Annotated in this window: 16 protein-coding genes; 15 read left to right on the top strand and 1 reads right to left on the bottom strand. The window is 68.6% G+C overall.

The window, feature by feature from the left end; all coding sequences use genetic code 11:
- The 15 genes from JNG39_RS18110 to JNG39_RS18040 all read left to right on the top strand — a co-directional run.
- Positions 1–2022, top strand: a 2022-nt coding sequence (locus JNG39_RS18110; RefSeq protein WP_368313380.1) for a YadA-like family protein, incomplete at its 5' end; no start/stop codon positions are given.
- Positions 2023–2228: 206 nt separating this feature from the next.
- Positions 2229–3944, top strand: coding sequence for a type II secretion system ATPase GspE (gspE, locus tag JNG39_RS18105; protein WP_368313379.1), 1716 nt, complete (start codon positions 2229–2231; stop codon positions 3942–3944).
- A gap of 10 nt (positions 3945–3954) precedes the next feature.
- Complete coding sequence (gene gspF, locus JNG39_RS18100) at positions 3955–5172, top strand: type II secretion system inner membrane protein GspF (RefSeq protein ID WP_247371180.1); 1218 nt, start codon at positions 3955–3957, stop codon at positions 5170–5172.
- A gap of 25 nt (positions 5173–5197) precedes the next feature.
- Positions 5198–5623, top strand: coding sequence for a type II secretion system major pseudopilin GspG (gene gspG, locus JNG39_RS18095; RefSeq protein ID WP_144916009.1), 426 nt, complete (start codon positions 5198–5200; stop codon positions 5621–5623).
- Between the two features lie 24 nt (positions 5624–5647).
- Complete coding sequence (locus JNG39_RS18090; RefSeq protein ID WP_247371177.1) at positions 5648–6088, top strand: GspH/FimT family pseudopilin; 441 nt, start codon at positions 5648–5650, stop codon at positions 6086–6088.
- Positions 6085–6531 carry a prepilin-type N-terminal cleavage/methylation domain-containing protein gene (locus tag JNG39_RS18085; protein WP_368313378.1) on the top strand — a complete coding sequence of 149 codons (447 nt, stop codon included), beginning with the start codon at positions 6085–6087 and terminating at the stop codon, positions 6529–6531. Before JNG39_RS18090 ends, JNG39_RS18085 begins: the two co-directional genes overlap by 4 nt.
- Positions 6531–7196: a prepilin-type N-terminal cleavage/methylation domain-containing protein gene (locus JNG39_RS18080; RefSeq protein ID WP_368313377.1), complete on the top strand. Its 666-nt coding sequence runs from the start codon at positions 6531–6533 to the stop codon at positions 7194–7196. The genes JNG39_RS18085 and JNG39_RS18080 overlap by 1 nt, the downstream gene beginning before the upstream one ends.
- Positions 7193–8047, top strand: a complete 855-nt coding sequence (locus tag JNG39_RS18075; RefSeq protein WP_368313376.1) for a general secretion pathway protein GspK — start codon at positions 7193–7195, stop codon at positions 8045–8047. The genes JNG39_RS18080 and JNG39_RS18075 overlap by 4 nt, the downstream gene beginning before the upstream one ends.
- Positions 8044–9315 carry a type II secretion system protein GspL gene (locus JNG39_RS18070; protein ID WP_368313375.1) on the top strand — a complete coding sequence of 424 codons (1272 nt, stop codon included), beginning with the start codon at positions 8044–8046 and terminating at the stop codon, positions 9313–9315. The genes JNG39_RS18075 and JNG39_RS18070 overlap by 4 nt, the downstream gene beginning before the upstream one ends.
- Positions 9302–9898 (top strand): type II secretion system protein GspM, encoded by a 597-nt coding sequence (gene gspM, locus JNG39_RS18065; protein ID WP_144916026.1) that lies wholly within the window; start codon positions 9302–9304, stop codon positions 9896–9898. The genes JNG39_RS18070 and gspM overlap by 14 nt, the downstream gene beginning before the upstream one ends.
- Positions 9895–10677: a hypothetical protein gene (locus tag JNG39_RS18060; protein WP_368313374.1), complete on the top strand. Its 783-nt coding sequence runs from the start codon at positions 9895–9897 to the stop codon at positions 10675–10677. The genes gspM and JNG39_RS18060 overlap by 4 nt, the downstream gene beginning before the upstream one ends.
- A gap of 43 nt (positions 10678–10720) precedes the next feature.
- The gene (gene gspD, locus JNG39_RS18055) at positions 10721–12892 is read left to right on the top strand and encodes a type II secretion system secretin GspD (RefSeq protein WP_368313373.1); all 2172 of its coding nucleotides are present in this window, start codon (positions 10721–10723) and stop codon (positions 12890–12892) included.
- Between the two features lie 113 nt (positions 12893–13005).
- Positions 13006–15516, top strand: coding sequence for an ATP-dependent helicase HrpB (hrpB, locus tag JNG39_RS18050; RefSeq protein WP_368313372.1), 2511 nt, complete (start codon positions 13006–13008; stop codon positions 15514–15516).
- 270 nt (positions 15517–15786) lie between these two features.
- Entirely contained in the window at positions 15787–16821 is a 1035-nt protein-coding gene (locus tag JNG39_RS18045; RefSeq protein WP_368313371.1) for a hypothetical protein, read from the top strand.
- Complete coding sequence (locus JNG39_RS18040; protein WP_368313370.1) at positions 16818–17723, top strand: hypothetical protein; 906 nt, start codon at positions 16818–16820, stop codon at positions 17721–17723. The genes JNG39_RS18045 and JNG39_RS18040 overlap by 4 nt, the downstream gene beginning before the upstream one ends.
- Before the next feature lie 60 nt (positions 17724–17783).
- Here JNG39_RS18040 and JNG39_RS18035 read toward each other — a convergent pair whose 3' ends face one another.
- The gene (locus tag JNG39_RS18035) at positions 17784–18854 is read right to left on the bottom strand and encodes a hypothetical protein (RefSeq protein ID WP_368313369.1); all 1071 of its coding nucleotides are present in this window, start codon (positions 18852–18854) and stop codon (positions 17784–17786) included.
- Position 18855 lies beyond the last annotated feature (1 nt).

Raw genomic sequence — 18855 nt, 5'->3', positions numbered from 1 at the left:
GCCTACGGCGCGAATGCGCAGGCGACCGGTCCGGCCAGCGTAGCGGTCGGCGGCAATGCCGTGGACGAAAACGGCAATCCGCTGATCAGCAACGGCGATGTGCCGGTCGATACGGGTGCCACCAGTGCGGCCGTGGGCGGTACGGCGGTGGGCGCGAGCGCGAGTGCCAACGGCTTCGCGGCGACGGCCAATGGCGTGGGCGCCTATGCCTCCGGAGCCCAGTCCACGGCCGTCGGCGCGGTGGCCAATGCCACCGGCGACTACTCGACGGCGATCGGCACGTCCACCACGGCATCGGGCAACGGTTCGGTGGCCGTCGGCGGGCCGGGGAGCTTCAGCGGGCTGCAGGTATTCACCGGTGCGACCGGGCAGAACGCGTCCGCGTTCGGTGGCGGTGCGCAGGCGGTGGCCGACAACGCGACCGCGGTCGGTGCGATTGCCGCCGCCGAGGGCGTAGGCAGCACGGCCGTGGGTTATTTCGCCTACGCGCCGGGCACCAACGCCACGGCCCTGGGCGTCGACAGCTGGGCTTCGGGTGCGAGCAGCGTCGCGGTGGGCGATTTCTCCACCGCGCGCGGCGCGAACAGCGTGGCCTTGGGCTCCAACTCGGTTGCCGATCGCGCCAATACGGTGTCGGTGGGCGATCGCGGAAGCGAACGGCAGGTGGTCAACGTGGCGGCGGGCCAGCAGGGCACCGACGCGGTCAACGTCAACCAGCTGAACGATCTGGCGGGCAGCGTCAGCTCGGCCGCCCATTACGTGTCCGCCACGGGGGCGGGCGACGGCTCCGACGATGCGGCGGCCACGGGCGGCTTCGCCACGGCGGTCGGCGCGGGCGCCAGCGCATCGGGTGACCTCTCCACGGCCGTCGGCGCCCTGGCGACGGCGAGCAAGGAGTCGGCCACGGCGTTCGGTGCTTCCGCCAATGCCTCGGGTGCGTCATCCACTGCCATCGGCGACAGCGCTCGCGCGCTGGCCGCCAATTCCGTGGCCCTGGGCGCCGGCTCCACCGCCACGCGGGCCAACACCGTGTCGGTGGGCAGCGCGAGCGGCAACCGGCAGATCACCAACGTGGCGGCCGGCACGCAGGCTACCGACGCGGTGAACCTGAGCCAGCTCAATACGGCCCTGTCCGGTGCCTTCGGGGGCGCCTCGAACGCGGCGGGCAACGCCGTTGCGATGGCGCTCGGCGGCGGCGCGACCATGGGCGCCAACGGCCTGATCGGTCCGAGCTACCGGGTGCAGGGTGGCACCTACGGGTCGGTGGGTGATGCGGTAGGTGCCCTGGATGGTGCGATTTCGTCCCTGAACACCCGGGTGGGCAGCCTGGAGTCGAGCTCGACGGCCGGCACCGGCGGCACGAAGGGGCCGGGCACCAGCCTGCCACGCACCGCGGCCCGTACGGCGTCGGTGGCGGCACCGGCGGCCACGGCGGCCACGGTGACGGAGGCCGCGCCGGAAGTGTCGGCCGCGATGACCGCCGCACCCGTCGCCTCCGGTGCGCCGGCGGCGGCCGCCGCCGCGGCGCCGATTCCGGTCACGCCGGCGGTCGACGGCGGCGGGGCGCCGATCACCAACGTCGCCGCGGGCACCGCGCCCACGGACGCGGCCAACGTCAGCCAGGTCGACCAGGCCGTCGCCACGGCGAAGTCCTACGCCGACCAGGGCGACGCGGCCACGTTGAGCAGCGCCAAGGCTTACACCGACCAGAAGTTCGGCGATGTAGTGACCGGTGGCGCCTTCGATCAGTACAAGCGCGAGGTCGATCACCGCTTCAACAACCTTAACGATCGCCTCAACAAGGTGGGCGCGATGGGTGCGGCGATGTCGCAGATGGCGTTCAGCACCCAGGGCGTCAACGGCGACAACCGACTGGGTGTCGGTGTCGGCGGCTACAAGGGGCAGGGTGCGCTGTCGGTGGGCTTCTCCAAAGCCCTGTCGTCGAGGGCCAGTCTGACCTTCGGCGCCGCCGTCAGCGGCGGTGAGACTTCCGGCGGCGTCGGCGTAGGCGTCGGCTGGTAAACGACGGGGCGGCGGCCTCATGGCCGCCGCCTCGTTCCGGCATTGGCCGGGACGGACGTAAGTTGCACGTTTCCGTCATGCATCACGTCATGGTCACGTCGCGGTCGCCCTCGACGCATGGGATGTGCTACCAATATCGGCCCGCGCGGTCAGGAACGATCGCGCCACCCATGCATTGAACGGACCGTGAGGATGGCATGTCTGCGATGACCGAGCATAAGGACATGCTTACCGGAGAACCCGGCGAAGCCCAGGTATGCGCGCACCTGGTGGCGCACGGCCGCCTGAAGGATACCGACCTGGCGCGGGCGCGCCGCCTTCACGACGAAACGCCCGAAGGCACGCTCACGGCGCTGATGGCGCGGTTGGGCCTGGTGTCCGAACGCGATCTCGCCGACGCGTGGGCCGACCTGCTCGGCCTGCCGCTGCTCGCCGCGAAGGACGCGCCCGACCTGCCGCCGTCCGACATCGAGCTGTCTCAGCGTTTTCTCAAGCAATACCACGTGGTGCCCGTGCGCGAAGGCGAGGACGGCGTGGTGCTGCTCGTCGCCGATCCCGCCGACCCCTATCCCTTGCAGGCGGTGCGCCTGGCCACCGGCCGCGACGTGCAGTTGCGCGTGGGCCTGCGTTCGGAAATCGACGACCTCATCGAGCGGTACTACGGCCAGGGCCGGTCCGCGATGGGCAGCATCGTGGAAAGCCTCGACGGCAACGCGGCCGAGGAAGACGACGTCGAACACCTGCGCGACCTCGCTTCCGAGGCGCCGGTGATCCGCCTGGTGAACCTGATCCTGCAACGTGCCGTCGAACAGCGCGCGTCCGACGTGCACATCGAGCCGTTCGAGAATCGTCTCAAGGTGCGGTATCGCATCGACGGCGTACTGCACGAGGTGGAAGCCCCACCGTCCAGTTCCACCGCCGCGGTGATCTCGCGCGTGAAGATCATGGCGCGCCTCAACATCGCCGAGCGACGCCTGCCGCAGGATGGCCGCATCCAGTTGCGCGTGCAGGGCAAGGAGCTCGACCTGCGCGTCTCCACCGTGCCGACGAGCTTCGGCGAATCCGTGGTGATGCGTATCCTCGACCGCGAGTCGGTGGTGTTCGATTTCGCCTCGCTGGGTTTCGCCGGGCATTTCCTCGACCGGTTCATCGAGGTACTCGACCGTCCGCACGGCATCCTGCTGGTCACCGGCCCCACCGGTTCGGGCAAGACCACCACGCTCTACACGGCGCTGTCGCAGATCAATACGCCCGACGTGAAGATCATCACGGTCGAAGACCCGGTCGAATACCAGATCGAGGGCATCAACCAGATCCAGGTGAAGCCGCAGATCGGCCTGGACTTCACCGGTGCGCTGCGCTCGATCGTCCGACAGGATCCCGACGTGATCATGATCGGCGAAATGCGCGACCTGGAAACCTGCCGCATCGCCATCCAGTCGGCCCTCACGGGCCATCTGGTGCTCTCCACGCTGCACACCAACAGCGCGTCGGGCGGCGTCACCCGCCTGCTCGACATGGGTGTGGAGGATTACCTCCTCGGCTCCACGGTGAACGGCATCCTCGCCCAGCGACTCGTGCGCCGCCTCGACCCGGAAACCGCGATTCCCTACGAGGCGATGCCCGAGGTGATCGAGCAGTTCCAACTGCACAAGTACACCGACGAGCGCCCCATCCGCCTGTGGAAGCCGGGCTCCAGCGCCGCCAATCCCACCGGTTACCGCGGCCGTCGCGCGATCATGGAATTCCTGGTGATGAGCGATCCGCTGCGTCGCCTGGTGATGCAGCGCGCCGACGCCGGCGAGATCGAGCGCCAGGCGCGCGCCGAGGGCATGCGCACGATGTACGAAGACGGACTGGCCAAGGCCGTGGCCGGCATCACCACCATCGAGGAGGTCCTGCGCGTCACGCAGGAATCCTAGGGGCATCGCGATGAGCCAGTTCCGCTATCGCGCGATCAGTGCCGTGGGCGAAGTGCTTTCCGGCCGCATGGAGGCCGCATCCGTCGAAGACGTGGTCGCGCGCCTGCAAGACCAGGGACACACGCCGCTCGAAGCCGCGCCGGCCGATGGCGATGCCTCGGGCGGCGGCCTGGCCAAGCTGTTCCAGAAAGGCCCGTTCACCGGCGATCAGCTCGCCCAGTTCACCCATCAGCTCGCCACGCTGCTGGGTGCGGGCCAACCGCTCGATCGCGCCTTGGGCATCCTGCTCGACCTGCCCGAAGGCGATCGCGCGAAGAACCTCGTCGAGCGCGTGCGCGACCGCGTGCGCGGCGGCACCACGTTGTCCACGGCGCTCGACGAAGAGAACGGTGTCTTCCCGCGCCTCTACATCAGCCTGGTGCGCGCGGGCGAGGCCGGCGGTTCGCTCGACGACACCCTGCGTCGTCTGGCCGATTACCTCGAGCGTTCGCAGGCATTGCGCGGCAGCATCATCAACGCGCTGATCTACCCCGCCTTCCTCATGGTGGGCGTGCTCGGCTCGCTCGTGCTGCTGCTCGCCTACGTGGTGCCGCAGTTCGTGCCCATCTTCGCCGACATGCAGGTGCCGATCCCGCTCATCACCAAGGTGGTGCTCGCCATCGGTACCGTGGTGAGCGACTGGTGGTGGGCGCTCGTGCTCGTGCTCGTGGTGGGCGGTCTGCTGTTCAACGTGCGGCTGAAGGATCCGGACACCCGCCTCGCCTTCCACGCGCGCCTGCTCACGATGCGGGTGGCGGGTCCGCTGCTGCTGAAGGTGGAAACCGCGCGCATCGCCCGCACGCTGGGTACGCTGCTGAAAAACGGCGTGCCGTTGCTTTCGGCGCTGTCCATCGCACGCCAGGTTACCGGCAACCGTGCCCTCGACCAGGCGCTCGAGCAGGCCGCCGACCGGGTCAAGGGTGGTTCGGGCCTGGGCAGCGCGCTCAGCCAGACCGAACGCTTCCCGCGGCTGGCCCTGCAGATGATCCAGGTCGGTGAAGAAGCCGGCGCACTCGATACGATGCTTCTCAAGGTCGCCGACACGTTCGACGTCGAAGCCAAGCGTGCCATCGACCGGCTGCTCGCCGCGCTGGTGCCCACGCTCACCATCGTCATGACCGTGTTGGTGGCCTTCATCATGGCGGCGATCCTGTTGCCTCTGCTCAGCCTCACCAGCAACATCAACTGATCAAACCGTTCCAAGGAGCTTGCCCATGCGTACCGTGCGTACCCTGCCATCCCGTCATGCCCGCGGCTTCACGCTGCTGGAAATGCTCGCCGTGATCGTGCTGATCGGCATCATCGGCGCCATCGTGGTCACCCAGGTCGGCAAGAACGTCGACAAGGGCAAGTACGGCGCGGGCAAGGCCCAGCTCACCACGCTCAGCCAGAAGATCGAAAACTATGCGCTGGACAACGGCACGCCGCCGGCGCAGCTGACCGACCTCATCACCAAGCCGGCCGACGCGTCGAGCTGGCAGGGCCCGTACGCCAAGGAATCCGACCTGAAGGATCCCTGGGGCCACGCGTTCGGTTACCGTTATCCGGGCGAGCACGGCAATTTCGACCTGGTGTTCTACGGCCAGGACGGCAAGGCCGGCGGCGACGGCTATTCGGCCGACGTCGGCAACTGGCAATAAGACGCGAAGGCACGAAGCACGGCCATGCGCCCGCGCGGATTCACCCTGTTCGAGATGCTGGCCGTGATCCTGCTGATCGGCATCGCCGCGGCCGCGGTGTCGATCCCGGTCACCCAGGGTCTGGCCAGCGCGCGCGTGAATGCCGCCAGCGGTGAGCTGGCGGCGTCGCTGCGCTGGACGCGCGCGCAGTCGATCGTGCACGGCAAGAGTCTCGCGTTCGAGGTGGATACGGCCAAGGCCACCTATCGCGCGCCCGGCAAGGGCGACGTGCGCCTGCCCAAGGACATGCGCGTGTCCATCACCAGCGCGCGGGAAGACCAGGCCAACGCCACCACCGGTCGCATCCGCTTCTTCCCCGACGGCAGTTCCACCGGCGGCCGCATCACGCTCAAGCGTGGCGACCGCGAATGGCACGTCAACGTGGCATGGCTCACCGGCGCGGTGAGCGTGGTGGATACCCGATGAGGGCGCCGGGTCATCCGGCGCATGGCCAAGCGAGGCGAGCGGCACAGGGCGGTTTCAGCCTGCTCGAAATCATCGCCGCCATCGCCGTGCTCGCCATCGCCTTCGCCGCGCTCATGCAGGTGGCGGGCAGTTCGCTCAGCCTCACCGCGCGCGCCAACGAGCGCACGCAGGCGGCGCTCCGGGCGCGCTCGCTACTCGACGGCGCCTTCGTGATGGAGCCCTTGCAGGCGGGAAGCAACGAAGGCCGTTTCGACGATACCTACCGCTGGCGCCTCGACGTATCGCCCTGGCAGGCGCCGGGCGTCGCCGCCAACGCCGGCAACGGCACGGCCAACGTCCTCTACCGCCTCGACCTCGACGTGATGTGGGGGAAGGGGAACGCCGAGCGCCATGCGCGCTTTTCCACGTTGCGTCTCGGCGCGCCACCGGGGAACGGGCCGTGATGCGTTCCGTTCGCGGTTTCAGCCTGATGGAGGTGCTGGCGGCCTTGGCGCTGCTCACCATCGTGCTGCTCGGCGTCTATTCGGGCATCCGTACGGCGACGCGCATCGTGCGCAGCGGCGACGACGCCATCGAACGCATGGACGAGATCCGCTCGGCGCAGACCTTCATCCGCGACGAGTTGGCCCAGGCGCTGGTCATGCCCTACGGCGAAACCGACGACGGCGACGTGCTCGTCTTCGACGGCCAGGCGCAGACGATGAAGTTCGTCGCGCCGCTGCCCGGTTACCTCTCGCGCATGGGTGCCCAACTGCTCACGCTCGCGCTGGTCGACGACGGCCGCGAGCGGCAGCGCCTGGAAGTGACGCTGGCGCTCATTCCGCCCGACGGCGGCGCCCCCCAACCGCTGGGCGAGCCGGAGGTGCTCCTGCGCGGCATTCGCAAGGGCGGTTTCGCCTATCGCGGCATGGACGACCAGAACCGGCCGATGGACTGGCAGGACGCATGGGCCGACCATCGGCGTACGCCGTCGCTGGTGCGCATCCATCTCGACGCCGACGGCGGTGTGGCCTTCCCCGACATGGTGGCGCCGGTCCGCATCGACGCCTCCGCCTCCCGCAACGGTTTCTTCTCGGGGCGCGGCACGCGCGGGCCGGTGATTCGATGAAATGGCGGCAACGGCGCGGCGTGGCGCTGCTCATCGTGCTGTGGGGCTGCACCCTGCTGGCGATCATGCTCGGCGGTTTCGCGGCGCTCGCGCGCACCGAGGGTTTGCAGGCGCGCTACCAGTTCGCGCAGGTACGCGCCCACTATGCGGCGGAGGCCGGCCTTGCACGCGCCGTGGCCGGCTTGCAGTCGCCCGACATCGACGCGCGCTGGATCGCCGACGGCCGCATCTACCCGTTCGATTTCGACGATGCCAAGGTCGCCATCAGCATCGTCGACGAGGACGGCAAGGTCGACCTCAACGCCGCGTCCAACGACGTGCTGGTGGGCCTGTTCAAGGCGGCGGGCGCCAACGACGATGCCGCGCGGCACGTGGCGGCCGCGATCCAGGACTGGCGGCGGCCGGGTGACGCGGCTTCGCCCAATGGTGCGAAAAAAGCGCAATACGAAGCGGCCGGTCTCGGCTATGGTCCGCGCAACGCCCCGTTCGCCACGGTCGAGGAGGCGCGCATGGTGCTGGGCATGACCCCGGCACTGTGGGCGAAGGTGGAGCCGGTCCTCACCATCTGGTCGGGACGGGAGCGGCCCAACACCGAGCATGCACAGCCGCTGGCCCTGGCCGCCATCCCCGGCCTGGGCGACAACGGTGCCCAGGCCATCCTGGCGCAGCGTAACCAGTCCCGCGGATCGCTCGCGTCGGGAGGCAACGGTGTCACGCACACGATACGTGTGGAGGCCATCCTTGACGACGGGACGCGCAGTTCGCTGACATCGACGATCCGATTACGTGGGATAAGATCGGGCAACCAGCCCTACGCCGTTTTGCGTTGGCGCGAAGGAGACGCTGAATGACCGCTTTGCAGGACGCCTCCCAATTGCAGCTCGACCGCTTGCGCCGCGCCTGGCGAGGCAGCGCGTTGCCGGGCTTCCTGCGCTGGTGGGGCGGCGAACTGTCGGCTTTGGTGCCGGTGCGCTGGCGCCAGGCGTTCGCCGGCGGCAGGCGCTGGTACGTGGTCGAGCGGCAGGGCGATGCCTGGCAACTGCGCCGCGTGGGCGATTCCCTCGCCCTGGCCACGGCCGACGACATCGACGGCGTCGAGCATCGTGCCGCGGCGCTGGCCCGTGCGTTGTCCGAGGCCGATCCCGCCGATCGCCGCGTCGCCCTGCTGTTGCCGCCGGGCAGCGTGCTGCGTCGGCGCCTGGTGCTGCCGGTGGCCGCTCGCGACAACCTCCGTCAGGTGGTCGGCTTCGACCTCGACCGGCAGACGCCCTTCCGTGCGGAAGACATCCACTTCGGCGTGCGCGACCTGGGTGAGCCGGCACCGGAGGGCCGCTTCGTCGCCGAGCTCGCGGCCACGCCGCGCCAGGCGCTCGACGTCCAACTCGACGAACTGGCCGCGCTCGGCGTGTCGCCCGACCGGGTCGACGTGCCACAGGGTTATGGCCTCGCCGGCATCGACCTCCTGCCGCCTGCCCGCGTGCCGCGCCGGGTCGATCGCCGCGCCCGCCTCAACGCGGCCCTGCTGGCGGTCATCGTGCTGCTGCTCTTCGGTGCCATGGGCGGTTGGCTGCACAATCGCACCGCCGCCCTCGAAGACATGCGCGCGCAGGTCGAATCGCTGCGTTCCGACGCGCAGAAGGTCAAGGTCCTGCGCCAGAGGCTGACCGAAAGCGCGGGGGCCTCCGGTTTCCTCGCCAAGCGGAAGGCCGAATCGCCGGCGATCCTCCCCGTGTTGTCCGAACTCACCCAGCGCCTGTCCGACGACACCTGGCTGGAGCGCTTCACGGTCAACGCCAGCGGGCAGATCGGTTTCCAGGGTCAGAGTCCCCAGGCGGCACGCCTGATCGACGCCATGAAGGGCGCCGCCTACATCGGCGAACCGAGCTTCCAGGGCACCATTCAGAGCGATCCCACCTCGGGCAAGGAACGCTTCTACATGCAGGCCAAGGCGCTGACGCCCAAACCGGGCACGGTAACCACCCATCCGCACGCGCAGCCGGCTCCGGCGTCCACCGCCGGGGCCACGGCGGCGGGTGCCGTTCCGGCGAAGGTATCGCCCGCCACTTCCGTGCCCGCACCCAAGACCAAGGAGAGCGCCGGTGCGCATGAAGCCAAATGAATCCCGCGTCGCGGCGATCCTGCTTCTCCTGGTCGCGGTGGTCGTCGCCTACTTCGCATTGATCCACTGGTGGTTCGTGGCGCCACAGCTGGCCATGGCCGACGAAATGAGCGACCTGCGCGACTCGCAGCGCCGCTTCGCCGCCGCCATCGCCGAACGCCCGCAACTGGAAAAGCGCCTGGCTTCCCTCGAACAGGGCCAGACGCGCAGCGACGCCTTCCTGCAAGGCGACGACACCAACGCCGCCGCCGCCGGGCTGATGCAGCGCATCGTCGACGTCGCGGCCGCGCATCACGAAGACGGCGCCTGCGACGTGGTGCAGAAGATGCCGGTGCCGAGCCAGGAGAAAGCGGGCGAGCCTTACCGCAAGGTCACCGTGAACATCAGCCTGCGTTGCCAGATGCAGCCGATGACGGCCGTGCTGCACGACATCGAGGAAGCGGCGCCGTATCTCTTCATCGAAGACTTCAGCATTTACCGCAACCCCGTGGCCGCCCGTAACGGCGCGGCCGCGCCGATGGAAGTGCAATTCACCGTGTCCGGTTACATCCACGCCGCGCGCGCGGCGAAGGCGGCGTCGTGAACGCGGCCGGTCAGCGTCGCCTCACACCGATCCTCGGCGGCATCGCCCTCGCGTTGGCGGCCGTATGCGCCACGTTCGCGATGGGCGTCGGGCGCGGCATCCAGTGGGACGATCCCTCGCCTCCCGAGCCGTTGCCGCAGACGCGCGCGGCGGCGATGCCGAAGCCGACCCCCATCACCGATTTCGCCGAAGTCTGGCAGCGTCCGCTCTTCATGGCCGATCGCAAGCCCGTCGCCGCCACGGGCGGTGACGATTCGTCGAGCAACATCGGCGACCTCGAATTGACCGGCATCATCATGACGTCGGGCCTGCGAATGGCCCTGCTGCGCGATACCGGCAAGGATGCCACCACGCCCACGGTGCGGGTAAAGGAAGGCTCGGCGCTCGGCGACGGGCACTGGACGCTCGCCTCGCTCACGCCGCGAAGCGCCGTGTTCGACAACGGCGGCGAGAGGCGTGAGCTCACCCTCAAGGTGGCGGCTCCCGATCCGCTGGCCAACGGCCCGAAAAACGGCCCGCCCACGCCACCCGGACAGCCCCAGCCACCGTCGTCCCGTCCCTCCCAGGCGGGTAACGGGATCCACATCGAACAGCATCCTGCCGGTTCCGGGATCGCCGGTCCGGTGCCGCCGCAGCCCGCGCCGGCCGCGACGCGCCAGACCCCGCCACGGCAGGACGACCAGGCCCTGCAACAGGCGCGCATCGAGGCGCTCAAGGCAGCGGTGCAGCGGCGACGCATCGAGCAACAGCAGCAACAGCAGAACACGCAATCGAGGTAACGGCGCCGCCCGCGCCGTCAAGGAAGACAACAAGGAGCGACACATGCAACGACGCATATTCGGCGCGGCCGTCTTCGCGGCCATGCTGACGGCCGCCTGCGCGCCGATGCCACCGGTACGCGAGCCGGGCTCGCTTGAACGCGAGGCCCTGATCGGAACCGGAGATCCCGTTCCCGGCCAGCTTCCCCTTGCCGACGCCGCGCCGCCCGCGGACGACAGGGCAGATCGCGCTACGGGACACATCCTGCGTGGCAGCGGCCGCTTCATCCATCCCCATGCACTGGGAAAGCCGCGCGATGCCGTGACCGGCGAGGCCGGCGTCACGCTCAACTTCGAGAACCAGCCGGTCGAGGCGGTGGTCAAGGCCGTGCTTGGCGACCTGCTCGATCTCAACTACGCGATCGCTCCCGGCGTGCGCGGATCGGTGTCGTTCTCCACCGCCAAGCCGGTACGCAAGGACGAAGCCTTGCCCATTCTCGAAACCTTGCTCTCCTGGACGGGCAACGCTTTGGTGAAAACCGGGAGTCGCTACGACGTGCTGCCGTCCTCGCAGGCCATCGCCGGGCAGGCCGTTCCACGCCTGGCGGCGGGTGCGCCGCGGGCGGGCATGGGTACGCGGCTGTACCCGCTTCGCCACGTCGCGGCACCGGAAATGGTGCGATTGCTGCAACCGTTCGTCATGCAGGACGCGATGCTGCTCGCCGATCCCGCGCGCAACGTGCTCGTGTTGGCCGGTACGCCGGACCAACTGGCGAACTACGGCGAAACCATCGATACGTTCGACGTCGACTGGGTGGCGGGGATGTCCGTCGGCGTCTTCAGCCTGGAGCACGCCGCCGTCGGCGAGATGATCCAGGCGCTCGAGTCGGTGTTCGGCGCGCAAGGTGGGGCACCGGTGGCCGGGCTGGTGCGATTCCTTCCCATCGAGCGCACGCATGCCATCGTCGCCATCGCCATGCGTGCCGACCTGCTCGATCAGGTCGGCGAGTGGATCGGGCGCATCGATCGCGGCGGCGGCAACGAGCCGCGCCTGTTCGTCTACGACGTGCGCAACCTCCTCGCGTCCGACCTCGCGCGCTACGTCGGCAACGTCTTCGGTGCCGCCGTGGCCGGCGACGTGGGCGGCTCGACGGTGGCGCCGGGACTCAGCGCCGGTACGCTGACGGGAGGGAAAACCAAGGGGGCGGGCGGCTTCGACGAGGTGAACGATGGAGGCGACAGCGATCCGTCATTCTTCGAATCGAGCACACCGATACCGTCACCTTCCGTTTCCGCGTCGGGCTCGTCGGACCAGGGCATTCGCGTCACGGCGGTGGATGCCAACAACCAGCTGATGGTGCATGCGCGGCCAGCCCAGTGGGCGCAGGTGCGCGAGGCCATCGAGCGTCTCGATGCCGTGCCGCTGCAAGTGCAGATCGAGACGCGCATCCTCGAGGTCACCTTGCGCGACAACTTCCGTTTCGGGGTGCAGTGGTATCTCGAGGGGCTGGCCGGAGGCGACGGCGCCGTCGCGCAACCCGGCAACCGCCAACGTTGGGCACTAGGCCAGGCGACGGCCGACAGCCTGCGTCCCGACACGCTTTTCTACTCGTTCGTCAATTCCGAACTGCAAGTGGCGCTGCGCGCCATGGAACGCGACACGAACACCAAGATCCTCTCCGCGCCATCGCTGGTGGTCGTCAACAACCGCAAGGCGAAGATCCAGGTCGGCGACCAGATTCCGGTGACGCAGACCTTCGTCAACACCCAGGTCGGCAGCGGCAATCAAGTCGGCCAGGTCGAATACAAGGACACCGGTGTCATTCTCGAAGTACGCCCGCGCGTGAATCCCGGCGGCCTCGTCTATCTCGACGTCGTGCAGGAGGTCAGCCGAGCCGACCCCGACGGCACCGGTGGCAACGTGCCCATCGTCAAACGCATGCTCAACACCCAGGTCGCGGTGCAGAGCGGGCAGACGGTGCTGCTGGGCGGACTGATCCGTGAACTCGACGCCACCCAGCGGGGCGGCGTGCCGGGCCTTTCGCGCATTCCCCTCATCGGCGGGCTGTTCGGCGAGCGGGCCAAGGAGGGCGTTCGCACTGAACTGCTCGTGCTCATCACGCCACGGGTGATCGCCAACGGTGAGGACGCGAAACGGGTCTCGGACGATTACCGTCGGGCGTTCCGATCGTTGCGGCCGTTCGACAAGCCCGTTGCGGGTGAGGCGCGAGGCTAGAAGCGAACGCTTCGCCGTGGGTACCGGTCTCGGCCGGTGCCCCGGCGGTGAGCCCCGGTTTTCGCGAAGGTGGCCATGCGAGGCTTTGCGAGCTTGCGTACCATGACCACCGCATGCAACCCATCTTCCCCATCACTCCGCTGCTTCCCGAACTGCTCGCGTCCCTGGCCGAGCACCCGCGACTCGTCCTCGAAGCCCCGCCCGGCGCCGGCAAGACCACCCAGGTACCGTTGGCGCTGCTCGATGCGCCCTGGTTGGCGGGAGGCCGCATCGTGCTGCTCGAGCCTCGCCGCATCGCCGCGCGTGCCGCGGCCGCCTTCATGGCGCGCCAGCTCGGTGAAGAGGTGGGCGAAACGGTCGGCTACCGCATCCGTTTCGAATCGCGCGTCGGTCCGCGCACGCGCATCGAGGTGGTGACCGAGGGCATTCTCGGGCGCATGATCCAGGACGATCCCTCGCTCGACGGCGTCGGCGCGATCCTCTTCGACGAATTCCACGAACGGCATCTTCCTGGCGATCTCGGTGCCGCGCTGGCGCTGGACGTGCAGGCGAGCCTGCGACCGGAGTTGCGGCTGCTGGTGATGTCGGCCACCCTCGACGGCGAGCGCATCGCGCAATGGCTGCGCGCGCCGCGCCTGACCAGCCCGGGCCGGAGCTTTCCGGTGGAGGTGGTCCACCCGCCGGGGAGGCCGCAGGAGACGGTCGAACACCATCTCGCCCGCATCGTGGCCCAAGCCCTGCGCGAGAACGAAGGCGACGTGCTCGCCTTCCTGCCGGGCCGCCACGAGATCGAACGCGTAAGGGGCATGCTCGAACGCGTGGGTGACGAGGTCGAGGTCGTGGCGCTGCACGGCGAGCTTTCGCTCGCCGAACAGCAACTGGCGCTCACGCCGGCCGATCCGGGCGCGCGTCGCGTGATACTCGCCACCAACGTCGCCGAATCCAGCGTCACCTTGCCGGGGATACGCGCGGTGGTCGACAGCGGGCAGGCCCGCGAGCCGAGGTTCGATCCGCCGTCGGGGTTCACCCGTTTGGAGACCGTGTCCATATCGCAGGCCTCCGCCGACCAGCGCGCCGGTCGCGCGGGACGCGTGGCGCCCGGTCGAGCCTATCGCCTCTGGCCGGAAAGCCGGCGCCTCGACGCATCGCGTACCGCCGAGATCGAACAGGCGGAACTGTCGGGCCTGGCGCTCGAGCTCGCCGGCTGGGGAAGCGACGACCTACCCTGGCTCGATGCGCCGCCCGCCGGCGCCATGGGCCAGGCACGCGACCTGCTTCGCCGCCTCGGCGCGCTCGACGAGGCCGACGGCATCACGGCCCTGGGGCGCCGAATGCTGGCCCTCGGTGCCACGCCCCGCCTCGCCGCCGCCGCACTGCGCGCCCCCGTGGCCCGCCGTGCGCTCGTCGCCGATCTTCTCGCGCTGGCCGATGCGCGATCCCCGTTGCGCGGCGAGGCCGCTCGCAACGACGACTTCCGCCAGCGCCTGCATGCCCTGCATCTGTGGCGCGATGGTGGCGCGCGAGCCGCGCGTGGCGGATTGGCGGATGCCGGCGCGCTCGCCGCCATCGAGAAGGCGTCCGCCGGATGGCGTCGTCGTCTCGACGTGCGCAGTCCCGCGAGCGGTGCCCCCGACAGCCATGCCATCGGCGATCTCCTCGTGCATGCGTTTCCCGATCGAGTGGCACGCCGCGACGATGCGCAACCGTCGCGCTACCTTCTCGCCAACGGGCGCGGAGCGCGCCTGCATGACGCGAGCGCCTTGCACGGGGAACCGTGGCTGGTGGTGCTAGACCTGCGCCTGGATGCGCGCGACAGCCTCATCTTCGCCGCGGCGCCATTCGATCCCGACGTGCTGGAGCGCGATCATGCCGACCGCTTCGTCACCGAGCGCGTGCTGCGTTGGGACGATGCGCGGCAGATGGCCGAGGCCTTCGAAGAGCGCCGCTTCGACGCGCTGGTGATCTCGCGCAAGGCAGTCCCCCTCGGTGCCGACGATGCGGTGTCCACCTTGCTGGCCGCGATCCGGGGGCGTGGCGTGGACAGCCTGCCCTGGAGCGAGCATGCGAGGCGCCTGCGCACCCGCGTGAACGCGGTGCGCGTCTGGTCGCCCGAGCTGGGTCTTCCCGACGTAGGCGACGAAGCGTTGCTACGCACCCTCGACGACTGGCTTTCGCCGTATCTGTCCGGCAAGCGACGCCTGGAAGCGCTGCAGGCGTCGGAATTGTCCGAGGCGTTGTCCTCGATGTTCGACTACGACCAACGTCGCGCCATCGACGCGCATGCGCCGGAAGAGCTCGTCGTGCCCAGCGGCATGAGCCGGCGACTCGAGTACGGCGCGCGTGACGACGACCCGGCGGCGCCACCCGTGTTGGCGGTAAAGCTCCAGGAACTGTTCGGCCTGGCCGACACGCCGCGCGTCGCGAACGGGCGCGTGCCGGTCATGCTTCACCTGCTGTCGCCCGCGGGCCGCCCCATCCAGGTCACCCAGGATCTCGCCGGTTTCTGGAATCGCACGTACCCCGAGGTAAAGAAGGAACTCAAGGGACGCTATCCCAAGCATCCCTGGCCGGACGATCCATGGACGGCCACGGCGACCCATCGGGCGAAGCCAAGGGGAACATAGGACGATCCCGTGAGGGTATCGGCTGACACATCGAATCGGGTGCGCCTGCTTTTTCGTGAGAGGGATCGACGCTGAAATGCGCCCTCCTACACGGAGGTATGTCAGTTGAATAGAGCACCCACCAAGGCCAGACGCATCGTGTCGCGTCTTTCGATGGCCGTTTGCCTCGTTACGTGCACGGCATCCGCGGCGCCCGTCGCCTACCGGTTTCATCTCGCGCCGCGTCCTGGCCAGGAGTATCAGGCGTGGCTTCGCGAGGCGATGGGCCACATGAGCAAGAGCGACTACGGCGATTTTCATCCGTTGGCGAGCGATGCCGACTGGCGAAACTATTTCCTCGCGGATACCGAGTCGATCTACGGCGACATGAAGCCCGATATCTTTTCGAGCCGACCCGGGACGGAGATCGCGCCGGGCGAGATGAGGATGCGTCGTGCCATCGCCTGGGACCTTGGCCTCGACAAGGCGTTTTACGGACACCAGGCGTCGGCCGCGCCGTCGTTCGGTGCGATACCCCTCGACGACTTCCCGGAGGATATCCAGGCCAACCTCATCAAGAGCGGCGTCATGAGCCACTACTACCAGAGGGCCTATGAACTGGGCGGCGGGACACCGCTGTCCACGCTTGCCGCCGAGCTGGCTTTCGCCGCGCAGACCTTGCAGGCGTGGATCGAGGCCACCGCCAAGCTGGATCGACGACCGCTGGGCATTCGCGAAGACGTGCTCGCCCGTTTCGAAACCGCGGTGAGCCTCGCCGAGATGTCCGACGAAGACCTTGCCTATCTCGCCGACATCCTGCGCTCGGAACTGTCGTTGTTCCGTTCGGGCAGACTCAACTTCTATGGGCAACGGGACATCCCGGCACCGCTGCGCGTCGCGCGCGTGGCCGCGGCCTATCGGATAAGCCAGGGCTTCGATGCGCCACCTTGCCATGCCGACGGTACCGCGGACCGTGAGGTGGCCGGGTCCGACGCAGCGGCGACCACCCGGCCGATCTGCTTCACCGATGCCACCGATCGTGCCGTGTACCGCTGGTACAGGACGGAGCGCGCGCGGCAGATCGGACGCTTCATCGCATCGAAGGACGCGACCCCGTCGAGGGTCCGGCTGCTTGCCGCGTTCGAGAACGTCAAGCCCGCCTGGGCGGGAGCGTACGGCATCGACGCGATGTCGACGTCTCCCTTCGCGGAGATCGTCGAAGCGCAGATGGCGCTCGATCTGCCAGGCACGGAGGACGGCGAGAAACGGTTCTATCAGATGGTCGAGCGCGCCCACATCGCCATCCATTCGGGGGATCGTCCATGACCGCGTCGTTTCGCATGCTTCGTGCCGTCGCCTTCGCGTGGTGGTTCCTTCCATGGGCCGCCGTCGCCCATCCGATCGGGCAACGCATCGTGCATGACGACAGGGATGGTAGCGTCACGGCACGCGTCCTCGCCGCGTTCGACGTGCACGCGGACGCGGCGCAGCGCTGGTACAGCGATGCCCTCGCCGGCATGCAGGTGGGCACACGCCGGTTCTCCGCGTTCTCCCGGCCATGGGAAACCGCGACCTTCGCCAGCTTTACCTATACGTTCAACATGAGGGAAATGAGGCACGTCAGGGTCTATCACGCCCGCTCCGGTCACAACGAGCCCCTGCTCGGCGTGCCCGGCATCCAGGCCCGGCATCCTTATCGCAGCTATTTCGACGCGAGCAGGCCCGAATCGATCGCCTGGGACGAACCGGTGCCGGACGGATCGGACGTGACGAACACGCCCGTGGAAGGCGATCGGAAAGCAGACGCTCGCCAGCGCGACGCGGAACTGAAGGTCGCACGGCTCATCGAAGCCGATATACGGGCCGGGCGCATCGCGGCCGGTGGCGAGCTTCAGGTGTATGCCAGCCAGGCGCCATGCGATTCGTGTCGCCGTGCCTTGCAGGCGCTGTCCGACCGGTACGATGTCCGCATCCACGTGTCGTGGCTAGGCCATGGCAGCCCCGCGTACCTTCGTTTCCAGCGCATGCGCCACCAGCGGCTCAGTGGAATACAACACGTGGTCAACGGGGGATACCGGCCTTCGCTCGAAGCCGACGCGGTCGCGCCTGGCCACCTCGAATTCGTTTCGGTGGAGCCCGAGCACGGTTGTCGCCAGGAAGAGCACTGCGCCTACGAACTGGAGCGCATGCCGACGCAAGTGGAAGCACCCGCTCCCCTCATGCGCTAAGCCCTGTCCGCGCGAAGCCAGAGAGAAGCGAGGGGCGGCTCCGGCCGCCCCTCGCTTCGATCAGCACTCGCGCGAGAGCTGTTCGTCCGGGTCTCCCGAGGGGCGTCTGGAGGAACGTTCCGATCCACCATCCGTTCTTCCGGTTCGTTCCGGCTGGGGGCCGAGTCGAAACGACCGGCGTATCCATGGCGTATGCCTGGAACTCTCCATGGCCTGGGGCGTGAGGGCCTGGTTGACCTGCACCTGGCGGGACGCGGCGAGTATGTCCTTGGCCAGGATGGGGCGACCGCTCTGTGCATCGACGAGCAGCGGGCCCTTGAAACGGGCGCCGCCCGTCGACAGGAGGGCCCGTTGCCGTGACGGCGGCAGGTTGCCGAACACCTGGGTGACGCGGATGTCCACATCGTACGTTTCCGCCATGCGTTCCATGACGTGCTGGCAGGAGGCGCAGGCGCTCCCGCCGATCATTCCGGCGATGCGGCCGCCTCGGGGAACGAGCCCTTCGACGATATCCCGCTCGATGGCACGCATGGCCTTGAACTCGGCGTCGAGCGCGCCCTGCGCACCCTCCACATCGAAAGGCGTCAGCACGGAGCCTTCCGACGAAAGCACGCGGGCACGCACGTTGCCTTCGGGTAGATCGGCATAATAGATGTCGTCCTGCTCATCGATCCGGTCCATGCCATGGATGACGGGTCGGGTCGATGGGCCGGGTTCGGGGCTTTCGACGGTGAAATCGCCCGAATCCATGAGGGGAGGTGTGGACAGCGGGCTCTCACCGGTGAAGATCGCATCGGCGGTGGCACTCAGGGGTTGGCCGGCGAACGCGTGATAGATGCGTGTCTGTGGCATGCCGTCCAGTTCGTAGTGGTATTCCATGCGTGCCACGGGGGCGTCGCGCATGGCGACTTCGAGCGATTCCCAACGGCTCAGGTGGTGGCCCGAGGGATGCCGGCCCATGATGACTTCGCGCATGGCGTCGACGTGATATTGGCTGGTGGATTCCAGCAGGGCCACGACGTTACCTTCGTCCAATGCGGTGCGCTCCAGCGAGACGGTTCCCGCCATGGCATGCGTGGCGCCCGTGCCGACGGCCATCAGGAGCGTGAGGGTGAGAAAGCGGTAGGTCATG

Source organism: Luteibacter sp. CQ10 (genome assembly GCF_040900725.1).
In the GTDB taxonomy this organism is placed as follows: Bacteria; Pseudomonadota; Gammaproteobacteria; order Xanthomonadales; family Rhodanobacteraceae; genus Luteibacter.
Note: the sequence above shows the minus strand (reverse complement) of the source record. Positions and strands in the feature narration are given on the sequence as shown.